Raw genomic sequence first — 16,223 nt, 5'->3', positions numbered from 1 at the left:
ACAATAGCCGTTTTACACACTTGATGCTTTCATGCCAAGAAAAGCAAGAAGCAGACCGAGTATATAGCTTAATGCAAGATACAAAACAAACATTTTCCATTGCTTATGAATATAAAGAGCCATACTTTCTAGCTTGAATGTGGAAAAAGTCGTAAATGCCCCCATAAATCCTGTTCCGAAAAGAAGCTTCCACGAATCATTCCATCCTTTTCCTATAATATATCCAAGCAAAAAAGATCCGATTAAATTGACTAATAATGTAGCAAGCGGAAAAGAAGAAGGATACTTCTGTTTGATCCAATTGCTGATGCCAAAGCGCGCAATCGCGCCGAAAAACCCTCCGATCGCCACCAGTGCGCTGTTCCATAACATAAGATCTCCTCCTTATTCCGCCGCCTCTTTTTGTGCATGCAAACGGCCGTGTCCAAGGCGAAATCCGATCCATGCCATAAGCAGCCCGCCGCACATGCTGAGGAAAACGTAGAACAACGCTAACTCTAAATGAGACGTGTGAAGCAACTGAATCGTCTCGACGCTGAACGTCGAAAAAGTCGTAAACGATCCTACTAATCCCGTTCCTAGTCCTGTCACAACATAAGGAGGAAGATTGCGCAGCCGAGGCAAATAAGCAGTCAGCCATCCTAACGCAAAACAGCCAATTATATTGGCCAGCCATGTTGCCAAAGGAAACAACCCGTTCCATAAGGCGCCCACAAACAATCCTAAATAATAGCGAAGCAGCGCGCCGACAATGCCGGCAAGACCAACGACGACATAAATCACGAACAATACCCCTTTTCCTTCAATTTATCCAAAAAACAAACTCCTACCAATAATTGATTTACTGGTAGGAGTCATCAGCCCGAACGATAGTTTAGCGAACTCCATCGCCTATTACTCTGTCCGTTATTATAACAAAAAGATATCTCATTGCCAATTTGCGCAGTTTCTCCCTTGGCTGTCTATGTTTTTACCAGCCATCTGTTTTTTTCTTCTTATTCTTCTGCACTGATCACGTATGGAAACATTTATTGTGACAACCCCAAACTTTCGTCATCATCCTTCTTCGTTCATCACCGAACTTATGACTAGTTACTCTCCTTACTTTTCCATCTTTCTATGTCCCTGGAACGATTCTTTTTCCCTTTCTCCTTTTTAGGCAAAAAAGACGGATTTCAATTACGAAAAGGTTTATAAACTATGGCACATAACATGACTAATATGTGCTTTAAGTTTTTATATTTAGGGCTTGATAAAGACCTCTTCTGCCTTTTATAACGAAATGGTCATCCCTTTTCCGTTCTCCACCGCTTTTTTATACACTCCCATGGCGACGGCAAGATCGAATGAAGCGACACCGACACATTTGAATAGCGTGATCTCTTTTTCATATTGCCGGCCGCTTTTTTCGCCTGTTACCAATTCGCCAACTTCAGCGTCGATTTGTTCAAACGACCATCTTCCAGTGTTTTCCGCCTGAATAAGTTCGCCTGCTTCGTGCTTGACTCCCTCCTTTGTATCCACGACAATGCGGTCCGCTCGAATAATCATTTCTACGTCCAATTCCTGCATATGTGGAAGATAGGAGCCAATGGCATTAATATGCGTCCCCGGCTGCAATGCCGTTACCGAAAAAACTGGAGTTGTCGAACGTGTGCTGCAAATAACGATATGCGCTTGACGCACCGCCTCATCTGCATTATCCATCACATGGATCGTCCCTTGCCACTCGGGATGCGCTTCCCGAATATATGCCGCAAATTGCTCCGCTTTTTCTTTCGTTCGGTTATAAAGAAACATTTCTGTAATCGGTCTTACAGCGAGCATCGCCGCTACTTGTTCCTGCGCCATCGCTCCCGTTCCAATGACCGCGAGCCGGGAAGCGTCATGTCTGGCTAGATATTTCGTGGCAATGGCACTGACTGCTCCTGTACGAAGTCGTGTTAAATACGTAGCGTTCATCATTGCCAAATGCTCACCCGTTTCCGTGTCTGTCACCACAATCACCCCTTGCGTCGTCGGTCTTTGGCGCTCCGGATTATGCGGGAAAATGCTTACAACTTTCACCGCTGCCATCTTTGTTGCAGCGCTCGGCATATAAAGCACCGAGGCGTCGTGCTCTGAAAAATTCAACACGGTACGCTCTGGAATCTGAATATTCCCGTTTCGTTCCTCGCTCAAAATAGCCTCAACATCAAGAATTGCATCTTCCATCATATATAGTGATTGAATTTCTTTTTCTGATAAAATAATCATCATGCTTTGCCCCCTTGATAAAAAATGGAACCGCTTATGCGATTCCGCTTTCGTTTGTTACATCTTGATCTAAAACCTCATTTTTACGATCGCGCACAACCCAAACAGCGATTAAAGAAATAATCGAGGTAATGATGATATAAAGAGCGACTGGAACATAAGAATTGTCATATTCCGCTAACAGCGCTGTCGCAATAAGCGGAGCCGTTCCGCCCGCAACCGCGGCGCCGATTTGATATCCAAGTGTAATCCCTGTATAGCGCACGTTTGATTTAAATATTTCGGAAAACATTGTCCCTAACACAGCAGTAATCGGCGCCCAAATAATTCCAAGTCCAATTACCGTCGCGATAATCATCAGTGTTACTGAGCCTTGCTGCAGTAACCAAAAGTACGGAAACGCATACAATATCATTAAAATCGTTCCACCGATATAAAGCGGTTTGCGACCAATTTTATCGGACCAGCTGCCCATGACCGGAATTAAAATTGTCGTGATCACAGTCGCAATCGTTACCGCATTTAATGCAGCGGTTTTCGAAAATCCTAGATACGTTGTCGCATAAGAAACGATAAACGTTCCAAAAATATAGAATGGAGCTGTTTCAACAACTTTTCCTCCCACCGCGATTAACACTTCTTTCCACTGTGTCTTCAACGTCTCCAATAACGGAACTTTCGCAATTTCTCCTTTTTCTTGAACTTTCTTAAATGACGGTGTCTCATCAATCCCTTTGCGAATCCATAATCCAAAAAAGACAAGCAACGTGCTTAGCAAAAACGGAATCCGCCAGCCCCATGACATAAAGGCATCATTAGGCATCATCGTCATTAATGACATAACAAAAGTTCCAAGCAACAGTCCAATCGTCACACCCATTTGTGGAATGCTGCCGAAAAATCCGCGTCTTTCTTTCGGAGCATACTCAACCGCGAGCAACAACGCGCCGCCCCATTCACCACCAAGGCCGATTCCTTGCACAAGGCGAAGTAAAATTAATAAAATCGGCGCCCATACACCTATTGTTTCGTACGTCGGAAGAAGCCCCATCCCCGCGGTTGCGAGTCCCATTAAGCTTAATGTGAAAATCAATGTCTTCTTCCGTCCAATCTTATCGCCAATATGGCTGAACACAACGCCGCCTAACGGGCGAATAAAGAAGGAAAGAGCGAATGATGCATAGGATAAAAGCAGCCCTACGGTCGGATCTTCGCTCGGAAAAAACAACTGATTAAATACAAGCGCAGCGACCGTTCCATACAAGAAATAATCAAACCATTCGATCGAACTCCCGACAAGACTCGCTACTAGCACACGACGTGATACTCCCTTATCCACCGTTATTCCCCCATTCTTTGTTGTCCCTGGCAATAATATTTTATCGTTAATATTCAGAAAAATAAAATAAAAAAATTCTTAAACTGCTTACTCCATCGTCTTACGAATATGTTTCGAAATCATCACTACTCTGTTCCTGCCGCCCGGCATTAATAAGCTTCGAAATACGGGCAAATCCGATGAAGCAAAGCCCGTATATTCCCCAACTGATTGCTTGCCTAAGTATTCTTGCTTTATCAAACGCTTCAACGCCATAACGAACAATCAGCCAAGCTTTGATGGCAGCAAGAAGCAAATCTCGCAATGCAAAAGCCAATGTTATCCATTGAAACAAAGATAAGACGTCTTTTTGAAAAAACCGCTGTTTCATCACTTGACGGTTTGCTCCCTGCATCTCCACAAAGTCCAGCGAGATATAAAGAACGATTGGCTTATTCGCCGCCATCGTCGCCAAAAACAAAATCGCCAATGCCACCGAATAATATACTCCGTTCCATAACATTTGCAGCGCAGAGCCGGCCAGCACGTCTAACAGCGTTCCGATGACTAAATTAGCGATCATAAATATGCCAAAAAAATTGATTCTTCTAATGGAAAAAAAGCGGTATACGGTGTACACCATGCCGGGAACGGCGGAGACGAGCATCGCATAATAGTCGCCGATGTGACCGCGCGCCGCATGCCAAACAACCAATGGAAAAATAATATAGCATACTACATCAAGCAGCACTACTTGCTTAGACATTTGCTTTCCACCTATCTTTCGTTTTCCTGCTCCATATTTCGCTTCCCATCCATGTAATTCCTGCAAAAAATATTTGGCTATTTTCGAGGATGATTCGGAATGCGGATGCCGCGCGAAAAGTCATTGCCTGTGCCTGCTGGTATATAGCCAACAATACCGTGCTTAAATGAAAAGACAACATTAGCGACTTCATGAACCGTGCCGTTGCCGCCGATGGCAATAATGGCAGCAGTTTCACTCGTACTCTCAACGATTTGCCTGGCGATTTGTTTTCCATCACCTTGTTTTTCTGTAAAAAATACTTCATTATGAAATATGTTTTTTGCGAAGAACTTTCTCTAATCTTTTCCATACCTTTTTGCACCGCCCATTTTTCGCCGCTGGATTGACAATAAAATAAAGTTTCATCCTTTCTCCCCCATAAAAACTCCGTTATCGATTTTTCTCAAGGATGCTGTATGTTTATGTGCATATACATTAAATTAACGCTATTGTACATTATTTCTTTAATTTTTATGAAGTAATATCCAACAAATTTACTGCATGCGTGCCATCCTTATCTATCACTTCGAGCCTTTAAATCTAGTTTTGCAATATTCCCATAATAATGTAAAATGATACAATAAACACATAGTTATTTGATAATTTAAAATTTTAATTGAATAAATATAAAAGTATATGGTAGTATGGTAATAATCTGCTAAACCAATAAGCTACCGTCTATGATCATGCTGCATCATTCATCATCAGAAGGAGGAAATGCCTATGATTGTAACAAAAGAAAACTTAAATCCGTATGAAATCGTCAAAAAACAAATTGAAACAGCGGCAGTGAAACTAGGTTTAGAACCGCACATCATTGAAATTTTAAAAAGACCGATGCGAGTTCTCTCCGTATCATTCCCTGTCAAAATGGACGATGGTTCCATCCGAGTATTCGAAGGATATCGCGCTCAGCATAACGATGCTTTGGGCCCTACTAAAGGGGGAATCCGCTTTCATCCTGATGTTACGCTCGATGAAGTGAAGGCATTATCGATGTGGATGTCGTTTAAATGCGCTGTCGTCGGACTTCCTTACGGCGGCGGAAAAGGCGGAGTCATCTGTGACCCGCAAACATTAAGCCGTGGGGAATTAGAACGAGTCAGCCGCGGATTTATCGAAGCCATTTCGCAAATCATCGGCCCGGATAAAGATATTCCTGCGCCTGACGTTTATACAAATCCGCAAATCATGGGTTGGATGATGGATACATATAGCCGCATCAATCAATCTTTCTCCCCAGGCGTCATTACGGGAAAACCGCTCATCATCGGGGGATCGAAAGGAAGAAATGAAGCAACCGCGCGCGGTTGTGTCATTACGATTCAAGAAGCGATGAAAAAACTTGGACGTCCGTTAAAAGATGCAACCGTCGCGATTCAAGGATTCGGAAACGCGGGAAGAACCGCCGCCAAACTGCTTGCAGAACTGGGATGCAAAATCGTCGCTGTCAGCGATTCCAAAGGCGCTATTTATGACCCGAACGGATTGGATATAGCGAAAGTAGAACATTTGAAAGATCATCACGCTTTGCTCGACTACGGTGCGGAATATCAAATCGATCCTTCCGCTTTATTGGAACTGAAAGTAGACATTTTAATTCCTGCCGCTTTAGAAAACGCGATCACATCCAAAAACGCTGACCAAGTTCAGGCGAAAATCATCGCAGAAGCGGCAAATGGCCCAATCTCTCCGGATGCAGACTGCATCCTCACAGAGAAAGGAATTATCGTCATCCCTGATATTCTTGCGAACGCAGGCGGCGTAACCGTATCCTACTTTGAATGGGTGCAAAATTTAATGAACTATTACTGGAGCGAAGAAGAGGTGAACAAAAAATTAGCAAACATCATGGTGCAAAGCTTCCACGCCGTTTATGAAGCAGCGGAAGAACATGAAACCGATTTGCGCACAGCCGCTTACATCATTTCGTTAAAACGAATCACAGAGGCGATGAAAGCGCGCGGCTGGGTATAAAAACTAGAAGCAGTTTTGAAACGAAGCCTCACTTGGGGGCTTTGTTTTTTCTGTCTCTATTATTCTCTTTTCAACAAAAAATCCGAACTCGTTTGTGAGTTCGGACCGAATTTCTGTTATTGTTGTTGCTGTTTTATATCCTCCCCGATAATTTTCACCTCTAATTCAAGATCAACGCCGAATTTCTCTTTTACCGTCTTCCGCACCATTTCAATGGTTGCAATATAGTCGGAAGCGGTGGCGTTGTTTTTATTAATAATGAAACCAGCATGCTTCGTCGATACTTCCGCACCGCCGACTCCTTTTCCTTGCAGGCCGCTGTCTTGAATAAGTTTGCCCGCAAAATAGCCAGGAGGTCGTTTAAATACACTGCCGACAGACGGATACTCAAGCGGCTGTTTTGATTCGCGCTGGAACGTTAAATCGTCCATTTTTTCTTTAATTTTTTGCGGATCGCCTTTTTTAAGCTGAAATACTGCCTCTAACACGATATCATGTGTCTTGCTAATAATGCTTGTTCGATAACCGAGCTGCAAATCATCTTTTTTCAAAATCTTACATTCTCCTGTTTGTGTGATAACCTTCACATGATCAATCACGTCTTTGACTTCTCCGCCGTAGGCGCCCGCATTCATCATAATCGCGCCGCCGATAGATCCCGGAATGCCGCATGCAAACTCGAGCCCCGTTAAGCTATGTTCTAGCGCAAACCGGGAAACGGCTTTAATATCGGCGCCGCTTTGGGCGATGATTTTTTCCCCTTCCACTTTGATTTCTGTAAGATGTTTTAATTGCATCACAATGCCGCGAATGCCGCCGTCACGCACGATGACGTTCGACCCGTTGCCAAGCAGTGTAAAAGGAAGCTGATATTTTTCTTTTAACCGAACGACTTCCATTACTTGCTCATATGTTGTTGGCCAGACAAGGAAATCCGCCTTGCCGCCAATTTTGACTAATGTATGATATTTCAGCGGTTCATCCCGCAAGACATTTTCTTTCCCGCAAATTTGCACTAATTCTTGATAAATCATTTCATTTGTATACATTGCCTTTCCCTCTTTACTTTTTTATTTATTTTGGTGAAATACGTATATCCGATTCTAATTTCATCTCGACATTTCCTTTTATCGCTCTTGATATCATGCAGCTTTTTTCTGCTTTTTCCGCAAGGAGCGCTGCTTTTTGGACCTCTTTGTCCGTCGCTCCAGCAGCCAATGTGATCGCAGGACGGTGAATGATCGTTTTGTACGTAATTACTCCTCTCTCTACTTCCACAATTCCTTCTGATTCCATTGTAAGTTCATTAACCGGAATGGAAGAACGTTCTAACATCGCCGCAAGCGTAATTAAATAACAGGTTGCTGCTGCGCCTAACAACATTTCGTCTGGATTTGTTCCAATTCCTGGTCCATCCATCTCCGGCGGAATGGATACTTTCGTCTTCAACTGGCCAGCGTCAATAAAGCCGCTGCCATTTCTTCCGCCAGACCAATTCGCTTTTAAGAAAAAATGATGTTGTTCCATTGTAATCCTCCGCATCGTGAAAAATCATCCAACGTCATACGCTAATCCATCGTCCGCGTTTTCACGACGGAACGCCATTTCTATTTTACAATAAACGCTCCATTTTGGTAACGAGCAAAATCTAATAATTCTTCCCGCTCCTTAGCAGCCAGTGAGAATCTATTTTTCGCATGGTAGAATAACGAAAATAACCACACTTTTCTATATCCATATGCGTAAAATAGATTCATTCCAACGTGCAAATGAAAAAAATTGTTACATCTAAAAAGTAAGCAGGAAATTTGAAATAATGTGCAAGCAATAGTAAGATAATTGTCGAAACCGTTTACAACAAGGGGAGGGCATCAACTTGAAACAGTATCTGGAACTAAATAAAAGTTTTATTAATGGTGAGTGGGTTGAAGGATTAAGTTCGAACTCTTATAATATTTTAAACCCGTATGATGATTCTGTCATTACAACAGTTAAATTAGCTACAAAAGAACAAACACAGGAAGCTTTTGAAGCGGCGCAGCAAGCGCAGAAAAAATGGGCGAAATCTTCGGTAGAGGAAAGAAAAGCGGTCATCCGGAAAGCATTAGAGTATTTTAAAGAGAATAAAGAAGCAATTTTAGAGACCATGGTAGTAGAAACAGGCAGCACATATATAAAAGCGGAAATGGAATATCAAATTACGTTAGATGAATTAGTAGAAGCGGAAAAAATGACAGAAGAGATTTATACGTATAGAGAAGTTCCTTCTCCTATTGAAGGAAAAACAAATCGAATTTATCGATTGCCGCTCGGAGTTATTTCATCGATTTCTCCATTTAATTTCCCGTTATTTTTATCGATGAGAACCATTGCCCCTGCGATCGCATTAGGTAATGCGGTCGTTCATAAACCGGATTTGAAAACCGGCTTAACCGGAGGTTCGATTATTGCGGCAGCGTTTGAATATGCTGGATTGCCTAAAGGTGTACTCAATGTGATTTTAACGAATTCGAGAGAAATTGGAGATGAAATGTTAACAAACCCTCATGCTAAGTTGGTCAGCTTCACTGGATCGACAGAGGCAGGAAAGCATGTCGGAGCTGTCGCTGGTGGAGCTTTAAAACGCGTTGCATTAGAATTAGGCGGAAACAGTCCGTTTGTCGTGCTGAGCGATGCTGATGTAGATCGCGCAGTGGATGCAGCGATATTCGGAAAGTATTTACACCAAGGCCAAATTTGTATGATCGTGAATAGATTCATTGTTCATAAAGATTTGTATGATGAATTTGTACAGAAGTTTGTGGAGCGGGCTAAAAACTTGCCGTACGGAGATCCACGCAATCGTAAAAACGTGATTGGGCCGATCATCGACCAACGTCAGTTAGAAAAAGCATTAAAGGTAATTGAAGAAGCAAAAGCAGAAGGAATTCCGTTGGCATTAGAAGGAAAACGCGTAGGAAATATATTAACGCCATATGTATTTGTAGATGTGGATAATGATAGTAAGTTAGCTCAAACGGAAGTGTTCGCACCGATTGCGATCATGATTAAAGCGGAAACGGACGAACAAGCGATTGAATTGGCAAATGAAACCGAATATGGTCTAAGTTCGGCTATATTTACATCTGATCTTGAAAAAGGAACAGAACTAGCTTTAGAGATTGATAGCGGAATGACGCATGTAAATGACCAAACGGTTAACCTTCAATCGAATACACCATTTGGAGGAACAAAAGAAAGTGGATTAGGCCGTTTTGGAAATCCATGGATTGTAGAAGAGTTTACAGTGACAAAATGGGTTTCCGTTCAACATCAATATCGAAAATTTCCGTTTTAAGGAATAACTATATTAGTAGAGGATATATGCCCTTTATTGAGCATATATCCTCTTTTTTCATAGAACGCGTCGCAAAACGCATAACGGATGCATAAAAATATTTGCGCACAATAAATCTCCATCCCATCTTGCTTAATTCCTTGCGCAGAAACGTCTTGGCTCAACTTGAGAAGATGGGGTGGGGCGTTGTTTGGATATTTTCACCGTCCGCCATCCGATAGGTGACAAGCGGAAAAGAGGGGAAACAGCTAGGAATTTATCATATTTTATATGCCGAAAGTGGCATTGGAAATGGTATTATTCGATAATTCTTATTTTGAATTTGTTGCCATCATCGAACCCAATAAAATAATTCCCCTCAATTGCTCCCATCTCGTTTTTCTTAAAACAATCTTTTATATCTTCTACTATTTTCTCTAAAAGTTCTTCTTTATGATTTACTCCATATACCTCTAAACTGTAACCACTCATTTCAATTCCTTTTGGTTTCGCGCTAACAAACGTATTATTCAATACTTTGAATTCCCCATCTTTATAACCTATCATACCGTTACCCGACTTTATGCAAGCTAAGTTGTATTTGAAGAGTATATCGGCTAACTCTTTCATAAATACTGAACTCATCTGCATCCAATCCCACCCCAATCGCATAAATAATTTCATCCCGCCACCGCATGGCTCGGCGTCTATTATTAATTTGTCAGCTAGTCCATCCCATGTAATCGTCTTGGTCTTGTCCAATGCCATCATTGAATCATCCTCTGATGCGTTTACGGCAATTGTGCATATACCCGTCCGATCGCTGTTGCAATTCCTCTAACTGTGCCAACTGTATCGCCAATGGTGCACGACGGATTACGCCAGCTTTCCTAGAAGAGAAGCGCGGCCGCCACCAACGTTTTCATCGACTTTCTCCCGACAAAACATGATACTCTTTCAACATATCGTGTTAGCAATCCAATTCTGCTTCGATATGTTTGAACACATCTTTTTTAAGCTCCGTTGCGGCCGCCTTTTCATCCACTTCAATAACATATAATAAGCATGTTATCCTTTATATTCTTCCGCATGATCACTAGTACAAAGCAAAATGAGACTATCGACTATGTTTTGTCCATCTTCTAAAAACCTAGATGGAAATGTAATTTCTTTGTTGCTCGGCATCTCTCACACTTATTTTTGCATTTCTTACGAACAGCTTTTTGGTACCGGTATCCCTCTTTTCTCTTGTGGATTTTTCAGTATGTATTATCGGAAGTCCATCTTTTAAATTTCCGAATGATTAGCATGCTCTTGCAGAAACAACACCGCAACAAAGCTAGGAATGGCGTCGCAGAACGCACATATTACCTGCATTGTTGTCCCCTAGTGTAAAACGTGGAAACAAAGGATGATGTATAAAAGTTTGTGTAAAGCATTTTGCTAGAACAAAAGAAAAAAGGTAGGGTATTCTCTGATTGGACCAAAAATCTTAGAGAAAGGAGAACCCTACCTATGTCTGAAAGAAGTATACCGAATGTCGACTGGGCAAATCAACTGGAAAGTGTCATTCGTCAATTTGTGAAAGAAAAATTAGAACTGATTATGCGGGAAGAAATCAAAAATTTCCTCGAAATCGAACAGGCTGGAACACCGAATAGGAGAAACGGCTGCTATCTCCGTTGTGTTCGGAAAAAAGATCAATTCGAAATGGTGGAGGACCTGAAACTCATTTATCGTTCTCCGAATAAAGAAATCGCATTGGAGATGTTTCAACAGTTTCAATCCAAATAGTCTCACAAATACCCAAGGGAAGTCCAATCGTGGGCAAATGAGTTGGATGTCCTTCTCATTTATGGACTATCCAAGCAGTATTCGAAGTGTGATTTATACAACGAATGCCATCGAACGAACGATCAAGGAGATTCGGAAACGCCTAAAACCGATGAACAGTTTGAATAGTTTAGAAGCCGCAGAAAAAATCGTGTATTTGACCATTCATTAATGAGAAATGGGCAGGGCGAAAGTTGCGAGGATTTGCCGAAGCGCAGGAAGCCCTTCAACGAATGTTTGAAGAACGTTATCATTAACCAAATACTGTAAATAAACAAAATAGGGGGATTCTCCCTTTCCACACAGGAGACTGAATATTCAGTCTCCTGTGTGGAGAAAATCAGTCCCCTATCAATTCAAATCCATTTCAGAGAAACCCTACCCCATTTACATTACACAAAATTCTTGACGGTACCGACACAGTAGACACATACTGCGACATAGGGGGATTTTAAGAATTCTTTTTGATGTTACTGTCCAGCTTCTTTGAGCAATAAAAGCAGAATAAGCCAACAGCTAAACTTAAAAAGGCTGGTACAATGGCATAAACGAAGAAGATTGTCCAAATAAATAGGTATCCACTAATTGCAAATATAAGCCAACTGGTAATAAGTAAAAAACTAGATAAAAATTCTTTCGTAAATATCACCGTCCTAAGAATGTAACTTTATTCTATCATAGGACTATCCATAATATTGGAATAACTTGTTGCACAGTTCGAAAAAACAGTGTAACAAAACACTATTTGAAGATACTAAACCTACATTGTATTCCACTAGATAATCCGAATACTCATTATTCTTAACCATTTCCCCCCTTTACTGTAATATTTAATTTTACCTATTTTTATAATTTTTAGAAATATGACCAAATATAATGTGCGGCATTATATATAAGACGATTGATATTAAAGTGCTAAAAATTGTTTACTTGTACTTGATATTACAGAGTAAGGTGGCATTTTATTCAGATGCCCTTTTTCAACTAACGGGAGCTTTAGTTTAATAAATGGTGAACGTGTTGCAAAACGCATAACGAATGCATAAATGCACATAAAAAAATCCACCACCTTGGAAATCATATACAGTGACCAAAACCAACTACCAAGGGGGGGACACTATCATGATTTCCAATTTAAACAACGAACATACATGGTCTGCCGAGGGAATCATTTTATCTCATGTGTTAACCACAGCGAATCGAAATGATGCGGCAGTGGCACCAGAATTACTTGTTTCTTTAAAGAAGTGGGATATCGAATTGGTATTGGGCGATGCCGCGTATGACAGCGAAAAGGTTCGCCAAACAGCTGAGCAGTCAGGAATCCTATTCAATTTCCCCTATCAACCGCCGCAATAGCAAGGAACGGAAAGATGCCTATGGCCGGGTTTTTCCTGTCTTGTTGAAAACGAGGTTTGGCCAATGGCTGTTTGGGCTTCGCCGCAGGATTGAACGGGTATTTAATGAGTTAAAAAGTGATGGGGTGGAACAGCCGCGATGGTATGGATTTCATCGATATTTACTGCATGTGTTATGCTGCATCCTTATGCATAACTTGAGTTTTTACTTTAGTTTTGCAACACCATCTGTTATTAATATAGTTATTAATATAGTTCACGGCCTACTTCATGCTCATGCCAGTATTTTACTACACAAAAAAGCATCGTTTCAATGCATGAGTAAACGCTTATGTCATGAAAACCTTTAAACAACTCTGAAAGCTTATACACATCTTCTCATTAGAAGAAAATGATCAAATCACACTTGAAACATTTTCTGCAATAATAATGAGCGAGTGGAATTAATAAGTGAAAAAATGCAAATACAGAAGAATGACTCAAGGCTCACGTTTAGAAAAAAAAAACGAGAGCCTTGAATCTTTTAATTAATTTCCCTAAAAAAGTCATATATCATTCAATCTTTCTTCAAGAAAATCGCCCGATTGTTGAAGCTTGCTTTTCATCTCATACTCATATACTGTGGGCTATGTAAAGTGCAAAAATGTATCTCATAGCACCAAAAACATTTCCTTATTTTTTCCTTCAAAGATCTCTCACTTTTCGAAATAGATGTTTTACAAAAATTTTAATCACAGTTTATTCAAACGAAACTTTTTTTATCATTCACCGTAAATGAAATTGAATGGATAATTTTCCAACTTAAAGGAGAGAACAGTATGGAAGTACAGTATCAACAAATCTCACCTAGAGCGATGAAGGTACGCAATTTAAACGAACTTATTACATCACTCATTGCCCTTGTCGTTATAACTGGACTTTATTTTTGCACAGATTATTTTAACTGGTGGAGCTGGCTACGGTATGTTTGGATCGCCCTGTTTGTCATTACTATAATTGGTATTCCGTGGACCTATTTTGTAAGTTCACCGATATACTATAAAACTTTTCGATACGGGTTAACGGATGATTTTTTATACATTAAAAGCGGGATTTGGACAAAAGTGGAAGTTGTAGTGCCGATGACGAAAATACAATCAATTGAATTGACTCAAGGCATCATTATGCGAAAATATGGTGTCCGCTCAATTGAAATTAAAACTATGCAAGGTGGCGTTACCATTCCACATATTGAGGAAGAAGTTGCTATAAAGCTCCGCGATGATATTTCGAAGCTTGCCCGTTTAAAGGAGCTTGATGAAGTATGACGTTTCGCTATTCCAAGCTAAAAATATTCTATGACCTGCTAGACCTTATCAAAAGCAATCTGTTTATACTTTTCATTTTATTCCTAAATTCGGGTAGTAATTCTATGTTCATGAATATTGTGCAATGGGGTGCGATTGCGGTTTTCGGATTCAGTTTACTGTTTCGCATCTATGAGACATTATTTACTAAAGTTGTATTTGCCGAAGATGGCATTCATATACATAAGGGCCTATTTTCTAAATCAGAGCAATTTATACCGCGTGAAAAATTTGAGAATGTGCAAACGAAGGCAAATGTTTTGCAACGATTATTTGGCGTACAATCGATCACAATGGAAACAGGAGAAGCAACTAGCGATGTGACATTGGAATTTGTAAATAAAGTGGATTGCATCAAGATAGAGGATTATGTTTTACGAAATGGGAATCAAGAGCAGCATGCTGAGGAAGCCATCAATGAATCTGAACGTCAAATTCTTTTCACCACTACCATTCGTGATATTTTGAAAGCTTCCCTATTGTCCTTCAGTTTTTTAGCCATCATTCCTATTGGCTTAAATATATGGTCAGATGTACATCCAGAGAAATACATTAATGTAGATAAGGTTATGTCTCATCTTTCAGGATGGCTGCTCATCTTGCTAGTCTTACTTGCCGTATTAGCAGCTGTCGGTATCGGCGTCTTTAAAACGTTTAATAGCTACTATCAATATACCATTTCAATGGACAATGAACGCATTTATGTACAAAAAGGCTGGCTTTCTAAGCAAAGCTTTTCCATTCGCAAAGACAAAGTACAAGCGGTCATTTACAAACAAAACGGCTATCAAAAGTTGCTCGGTGTGACAACAATTAAACTTATTTCAGCAGGGGAAATTTTGCCAGGTGAGGACCAAAACATTAATGAATTTTTCCCGTACTTACCAACGGAAAAAGCACATGAATTAATAGCAATCATGCTGCCAGAATTTCAACTGCGTAGCATGACACATTATGCATCCCCTAAGGCAAAAAAGTTGATTTGGCTTCGACCACCAATTTTTGCAAGCCTCGTTGCTGCCATTGGATTTTGGAAACCCATTTTCTTTGTTTTTGGTGCGATTGTGTTGGTGTTTACTTATATCAATCGTATTCGAGAATACCGTAATACAGCGTTTAAGTTAGAAGATGCGCATGTACAGCTTCGCTCAGGTGCCTTTACAGTAGAAACACTCGTAACGAAACGGGCAAAGTTGCTTGAATTGCAATTTGAGCGTTCTTTGCTACAGCGAATTTTTGATGTCATGAGTGTAAAACTAACAAATCGTGCACACCCGGTTCACGTAACAACGTTATTAGATATCGATTCTTCTCTACAGCCGTTGATCACATCTTGGTTTGAAGCGCGCACAAAAGATGTGGAGATTGATCCACATTCACAGTACGATTCTTTAAAGCAAGATGCTTGTCCGATTCCTTCTTACGTTGAAGTTAATAGCAAATAAATAGCATGCCAGCAGCATATTCAATTATGCTGCTTTATTTATGAAAAAACATAATTTATATTTATTTTAATAAGAAAGCGGCTAATCAAATCGATGCCCCGTTATCAAAATCAAACTAAAAATGCTTCGGCACCAAAATGGCACCAAATATAATTTGGACACCATTTTGAGTGCCCTGCTATAAAAAGCAAAAAGCTTGAAACCCTTGATACGCAAGGATTTCAAGCCTCTCACTTTAGTGATTCCGACTGGGCTCGAACCAGCGACCTCCACCCTGTCAAGGTGGCGCTCTCCCAGCTGAGCTACGGAATCATATTCTGTTGAACACATCTATTATTATATGGATATGCCTGATCTTTGTCAAATACTTTTTTAAAAAATTTTCATCTAGCGATTTTGGGTGTCAATCGCTGTACAGCATTGTCGCGTACAGGCAATAGGGCAAGAACGATCGTAAATCCCCGCTTTCAATACATCATTATGTTATTTAGCGCTCTATATTTATTCCTTTGATCACATGATTATATTATCAGCAGAGACATTTCATTTGACAGAATAAACGAAAA

The 16,223-nt window shown here is 40.5% G+C and carries 13 protein-coding genes, 1 tRNA gene, 2 pseudogenes and 1 riboswitch; of the genes and pseudogenes, 6 read left to right on the top strand and 10 right to left on the bottom strand.

Annotated features, from left to right (window positions below; genetic code table 11):
* Nucleotides 1-12 precede the first annotated feature (12 nt).
* The 6 genes from crcB (DER53_RS08740) to DER53_RS08715 form a co-directional block, all read right to left on the bottom strand.
* Entirely contained in the window at nucleotides 13-372 is a 360-nt protein-coding gene (gene crcB, locus DER53_RS08740; RefSeq protein ID WP_012749500.1) for a fluoride efflux transporter CrcB, read from the bottom strand.
* A gap of 12 nt (nucleotides 373-384) precedes the next feature.
* Complete coding sequence (crcB, locus tag DER53_RS08735; RefSeq protein WP_062753700.1) at nucleotides 385-783, bottom strand: fluoride efflux transporter CrcB; 399 nt, start codon at nucleotides 781-783, stop codon at nucleotides 385-387.
* A gap of 58 nt (nucleotides 784-841) precedes the next feature.
* Nucleotides 842-901, bottom strand: a riboswitch (Fluoride riboswitch).
* Between the two features lie 371 nt (nucleotides 902-1,272).
* Complete coding sequence (locus tag DER53_RS08730) at nucleotides 1,273-2,256, bottom strand: ornithine cyclodeaminase family protein (protein ID WP_062754019.1); 984 nt, start codon at nucleotides 2,254-2,256, stop codon at nucleotides 1,273-1,275.
* 34 nt (nucleotides 2,257-2,290) lie between these two features.
* On the bottom strand, nucleotides 2,291-3,595 hold the full coding sequence (locus tag DER53_RS08725) for an MFS transporter (RefSeq protein WP_062753702.1): 1,305 nt from the start codon (nucleotides 3,593-3,595) through the stop codon (nucleotides 2,291-2,293).
* Between the two features lie 100 nt (nucleotides 3,596-3,695).
* A complete protein-coding gene (locus DER53_RS08720) occupies nucleotides 3,696-4,340 on the bottom strand; it encodes a VC0807 family protein (protein WP_062753704.1) in 645 nt (214 codons plus the stop codon).
* A 77-nt stretch (nucleotides 4,341-4,417) separates the two neighbouring features.
* Nucleotides 4,418-4,657, bottom strand: a complete 240-nt coding sequence (locus DER53_RS08715; protein ID WP_244319654.1) for an acylglycerol kinase family protein — start codon at nucleotides 4,655-4,657, stop codon at nucleotides 4,418-4,420.
* Between the two features lie 442 nt (nucleotides 4,658-5,099).
* On the opposite strand from DER53_RS08715, the gene DER53_RS08710 reads away from it, so the two are divergent.
* Nucleotides 5,100-6,359, top strand: a complete 1,260-nt coding sequence (locus DER53_RS08710; RefSeq protein WP_062753708.1) for a Glu/Leu/Phe/Val family dehydrogenase — start codon at nucleotides 5,100-5,102, stop codon at nucleotides 6,357-6,359.
* A gap of 116 nt (nucleotides 6,360-6,475) precedes the next feature.
* Here DER53_RS08710 and murB read toward each other — a convergent pair whose 3' ends face one another.
* On the bottom strand, nucleotides 6,476-7,408 hold the full coding sequence (gene murB, locus DER53_RS08705; protein ID WP_012749494.1) for a UDP-N-acetylmuramate dehydrogenase: 933 nt from the start codon (nucleotides 7,406-7,408) through the stop codon (nucleotides 6,476-6,478).
* 25 nt (nucleotides 7,409-7,433) lie between these two features.
* Entirely contained in the window at nucleotides 7,434-7,886 is a 453-nt protein-coding gene (locus DER53_RS08700; protein WP_062753709.1) for an OsmC family protein, read from the bottom strand.
* A 349-nt stretch (nucleotides 7,887-8,235) separates the two neighbouring features.
* Between DER53_RS08700 and DER53_RS08695 the strand changes: the two genes are divergently transcribed.
* Nucleotides 8,236-9,696: an aldehyde dehydrogenase family protein gene (locus tag DER53_RS08695; protein ID WP_062753711.1), complete on the top strand. Its 1,461-nt coding sequence runs from the start codon at nucleotides 8,236-8,238 to the stop codon at nucleotides 9,694-9,696.
* Nucleotides 9,697-9,993: 297 nt separating this feature from the next.
* Here the strand turns inward: DER53_RS08695 and DER53_RS08690 are convergent, their stop codons facing one another.
* Nucleotides 9,994-10,446 carry a hypothetical protein gene (locus DER53_RS08690; protein WP_012749491.1) on the bottom strand — a complete coding sequence of 151 codons (453 nt, stop codon included), beginning with the start codon at nucleotides 10,444-10,446 and terminating at the stop codon, nucleotides 9,994-9,996.
* A gap of 906 nt (nucleotides 10,447-11,352) precedes the next feature.
* On the opposite strand from DER53_RS08690, the pseudogene DER53_RS08685 reads away from it, so the two are divergent.
* From DER53_RS08685 to DER53_RS08670, 4 genes and pseudogenes are all read left to right on the top strand, one after another.
* Nucleotides 11,353-11,765: pseudogene (locus tag DER53_RS08685) on the top strand (transposase); the annotation flags it as partial.
* Between the two features lie 898 nt (nucleotides 11,766-12,663).
* Nucleotides 12,664-13,072 (top strand): annotated as a pseudogene (locus DER53_RS17670) (transposase); the annotation flags it as partial.
* A 612-nt stretch (nucleotides 13,073-13,684) separates the two neighbouring features.
* Complete coding sequence (locus DER53_RS08675; protein ID WP_062753712.1) at nucleotides 13,685-14,173, top strand: PH domain-containing protein; 489 nt, start codon at nucleotides 13,685-13,687, stop codon at nucleotides 14,171-14,173.
* A complete protein-coding gene (locus DER53_RS08670) occupies nucleotides 14,170-15,657 on the top strand; it encodes a PH domain-containing protein (RefSeq protein WP_062753714.1) in 1,488 nt (495 codons plus the stop codon). The genes DER53_RS08675 and DER53_RS08670 overlap by 4 nt, the downstream gene beginning before the upstream one ends.
* A 239-nt stretch (nucleotides 15,658-15,896) precedes the next feature.
* On the opposite strand, the gene DER53_RS08665 is transcribed toward DER53_RS08670, so the two are convergent.
* Nucleotides 15,897-15,969 (bottom strand) — tRNA-Val (locus DER53_RS08665).
* Between the last annotated feature and the right edge of the window lie 254 nt (nucleotides 15,970-16,223).

The sequence above is a fragment of the Parageobacillus toebii NBRC 107807 genome (assembly GCF_003688615.2).
Classification (GTDB): Bacteria; Bacillota; Bacilli; order Bacillales; family Anoxybacillaceae; genus Parageobacillus_B; species Parageobacillus_B toebii.
This window is presented reverse-complemented; position numbering and strand designations above follow the sequence as displayed.

What these genes read in the sequence shown, in the direction of transcription:
- murB (WP_012749494.1), bottom strand. Translation starts at nt 7,408, where the DNA reads ATGTATACAAATGAAATGATTTATCAAGAATTAGTGCAAATTTGCGGG.
- DER53_RS08675 (WP_062753712.1), top strand. Translation starts at nt 13,685, where the DNA reads ATGGAAGTACAGTATCAACAAATCTCACCTAGAGCGATGAAGGTACGC.
- DER53_RS08690 (WP_012749491.1), bottom strand. Translation starts at nt 10,446, where the DNA reads ATGATGGCATTGGACAAGACCAAGACGATTACATGGGATGGACTAGCT.
- DER53_RS08720 (WP_062753704.1), bottom strand. Translation starts at nt 4,340, where the DNA reads ATGTCTAAGCAAGTAGTGCTGCTTGATGTAGTATGCTATATTATTTTT.
- crcB (WP_012749500.1), bottom strand. Translation starts at nt 372, where the DNA reads ATGTTATGGAACAGCGCACTGGTGGCGATCGGAGGGTTTTTCGGCGCG.
- DER53_RS08730 (WP_062754019.1), bottom strand. Translation starts at nt 2,256, where the DNA reads ATGATTATTTTATCAGAAAAAGAAATTCAATCACTATATATGATGGAA.
- DER53_RS08710 (WP_062753708.1), top strand. Translation starts at nt 5,100, where the DNA reads ATGCCTATGATTGTAACAAAAGAAAACTTAAATCCGTATGAAATCGTC.
- DER53_RS08700 (WP_062753709.1), bottom strand. Translation starts at nt 7,886, where the DNA reads ATGGAACAACATCATTTTTTCTTAAAAGCGAATTGGTCTGGCGGAAGA.
- DER53_RS08670 (WP_062753714.1), top strand. Translation starts at nt 14,170, where the DNA reads ATGACGTTTCGCTATTCCAAGCTAAAAATATTCTATGACCTGCTAGAC.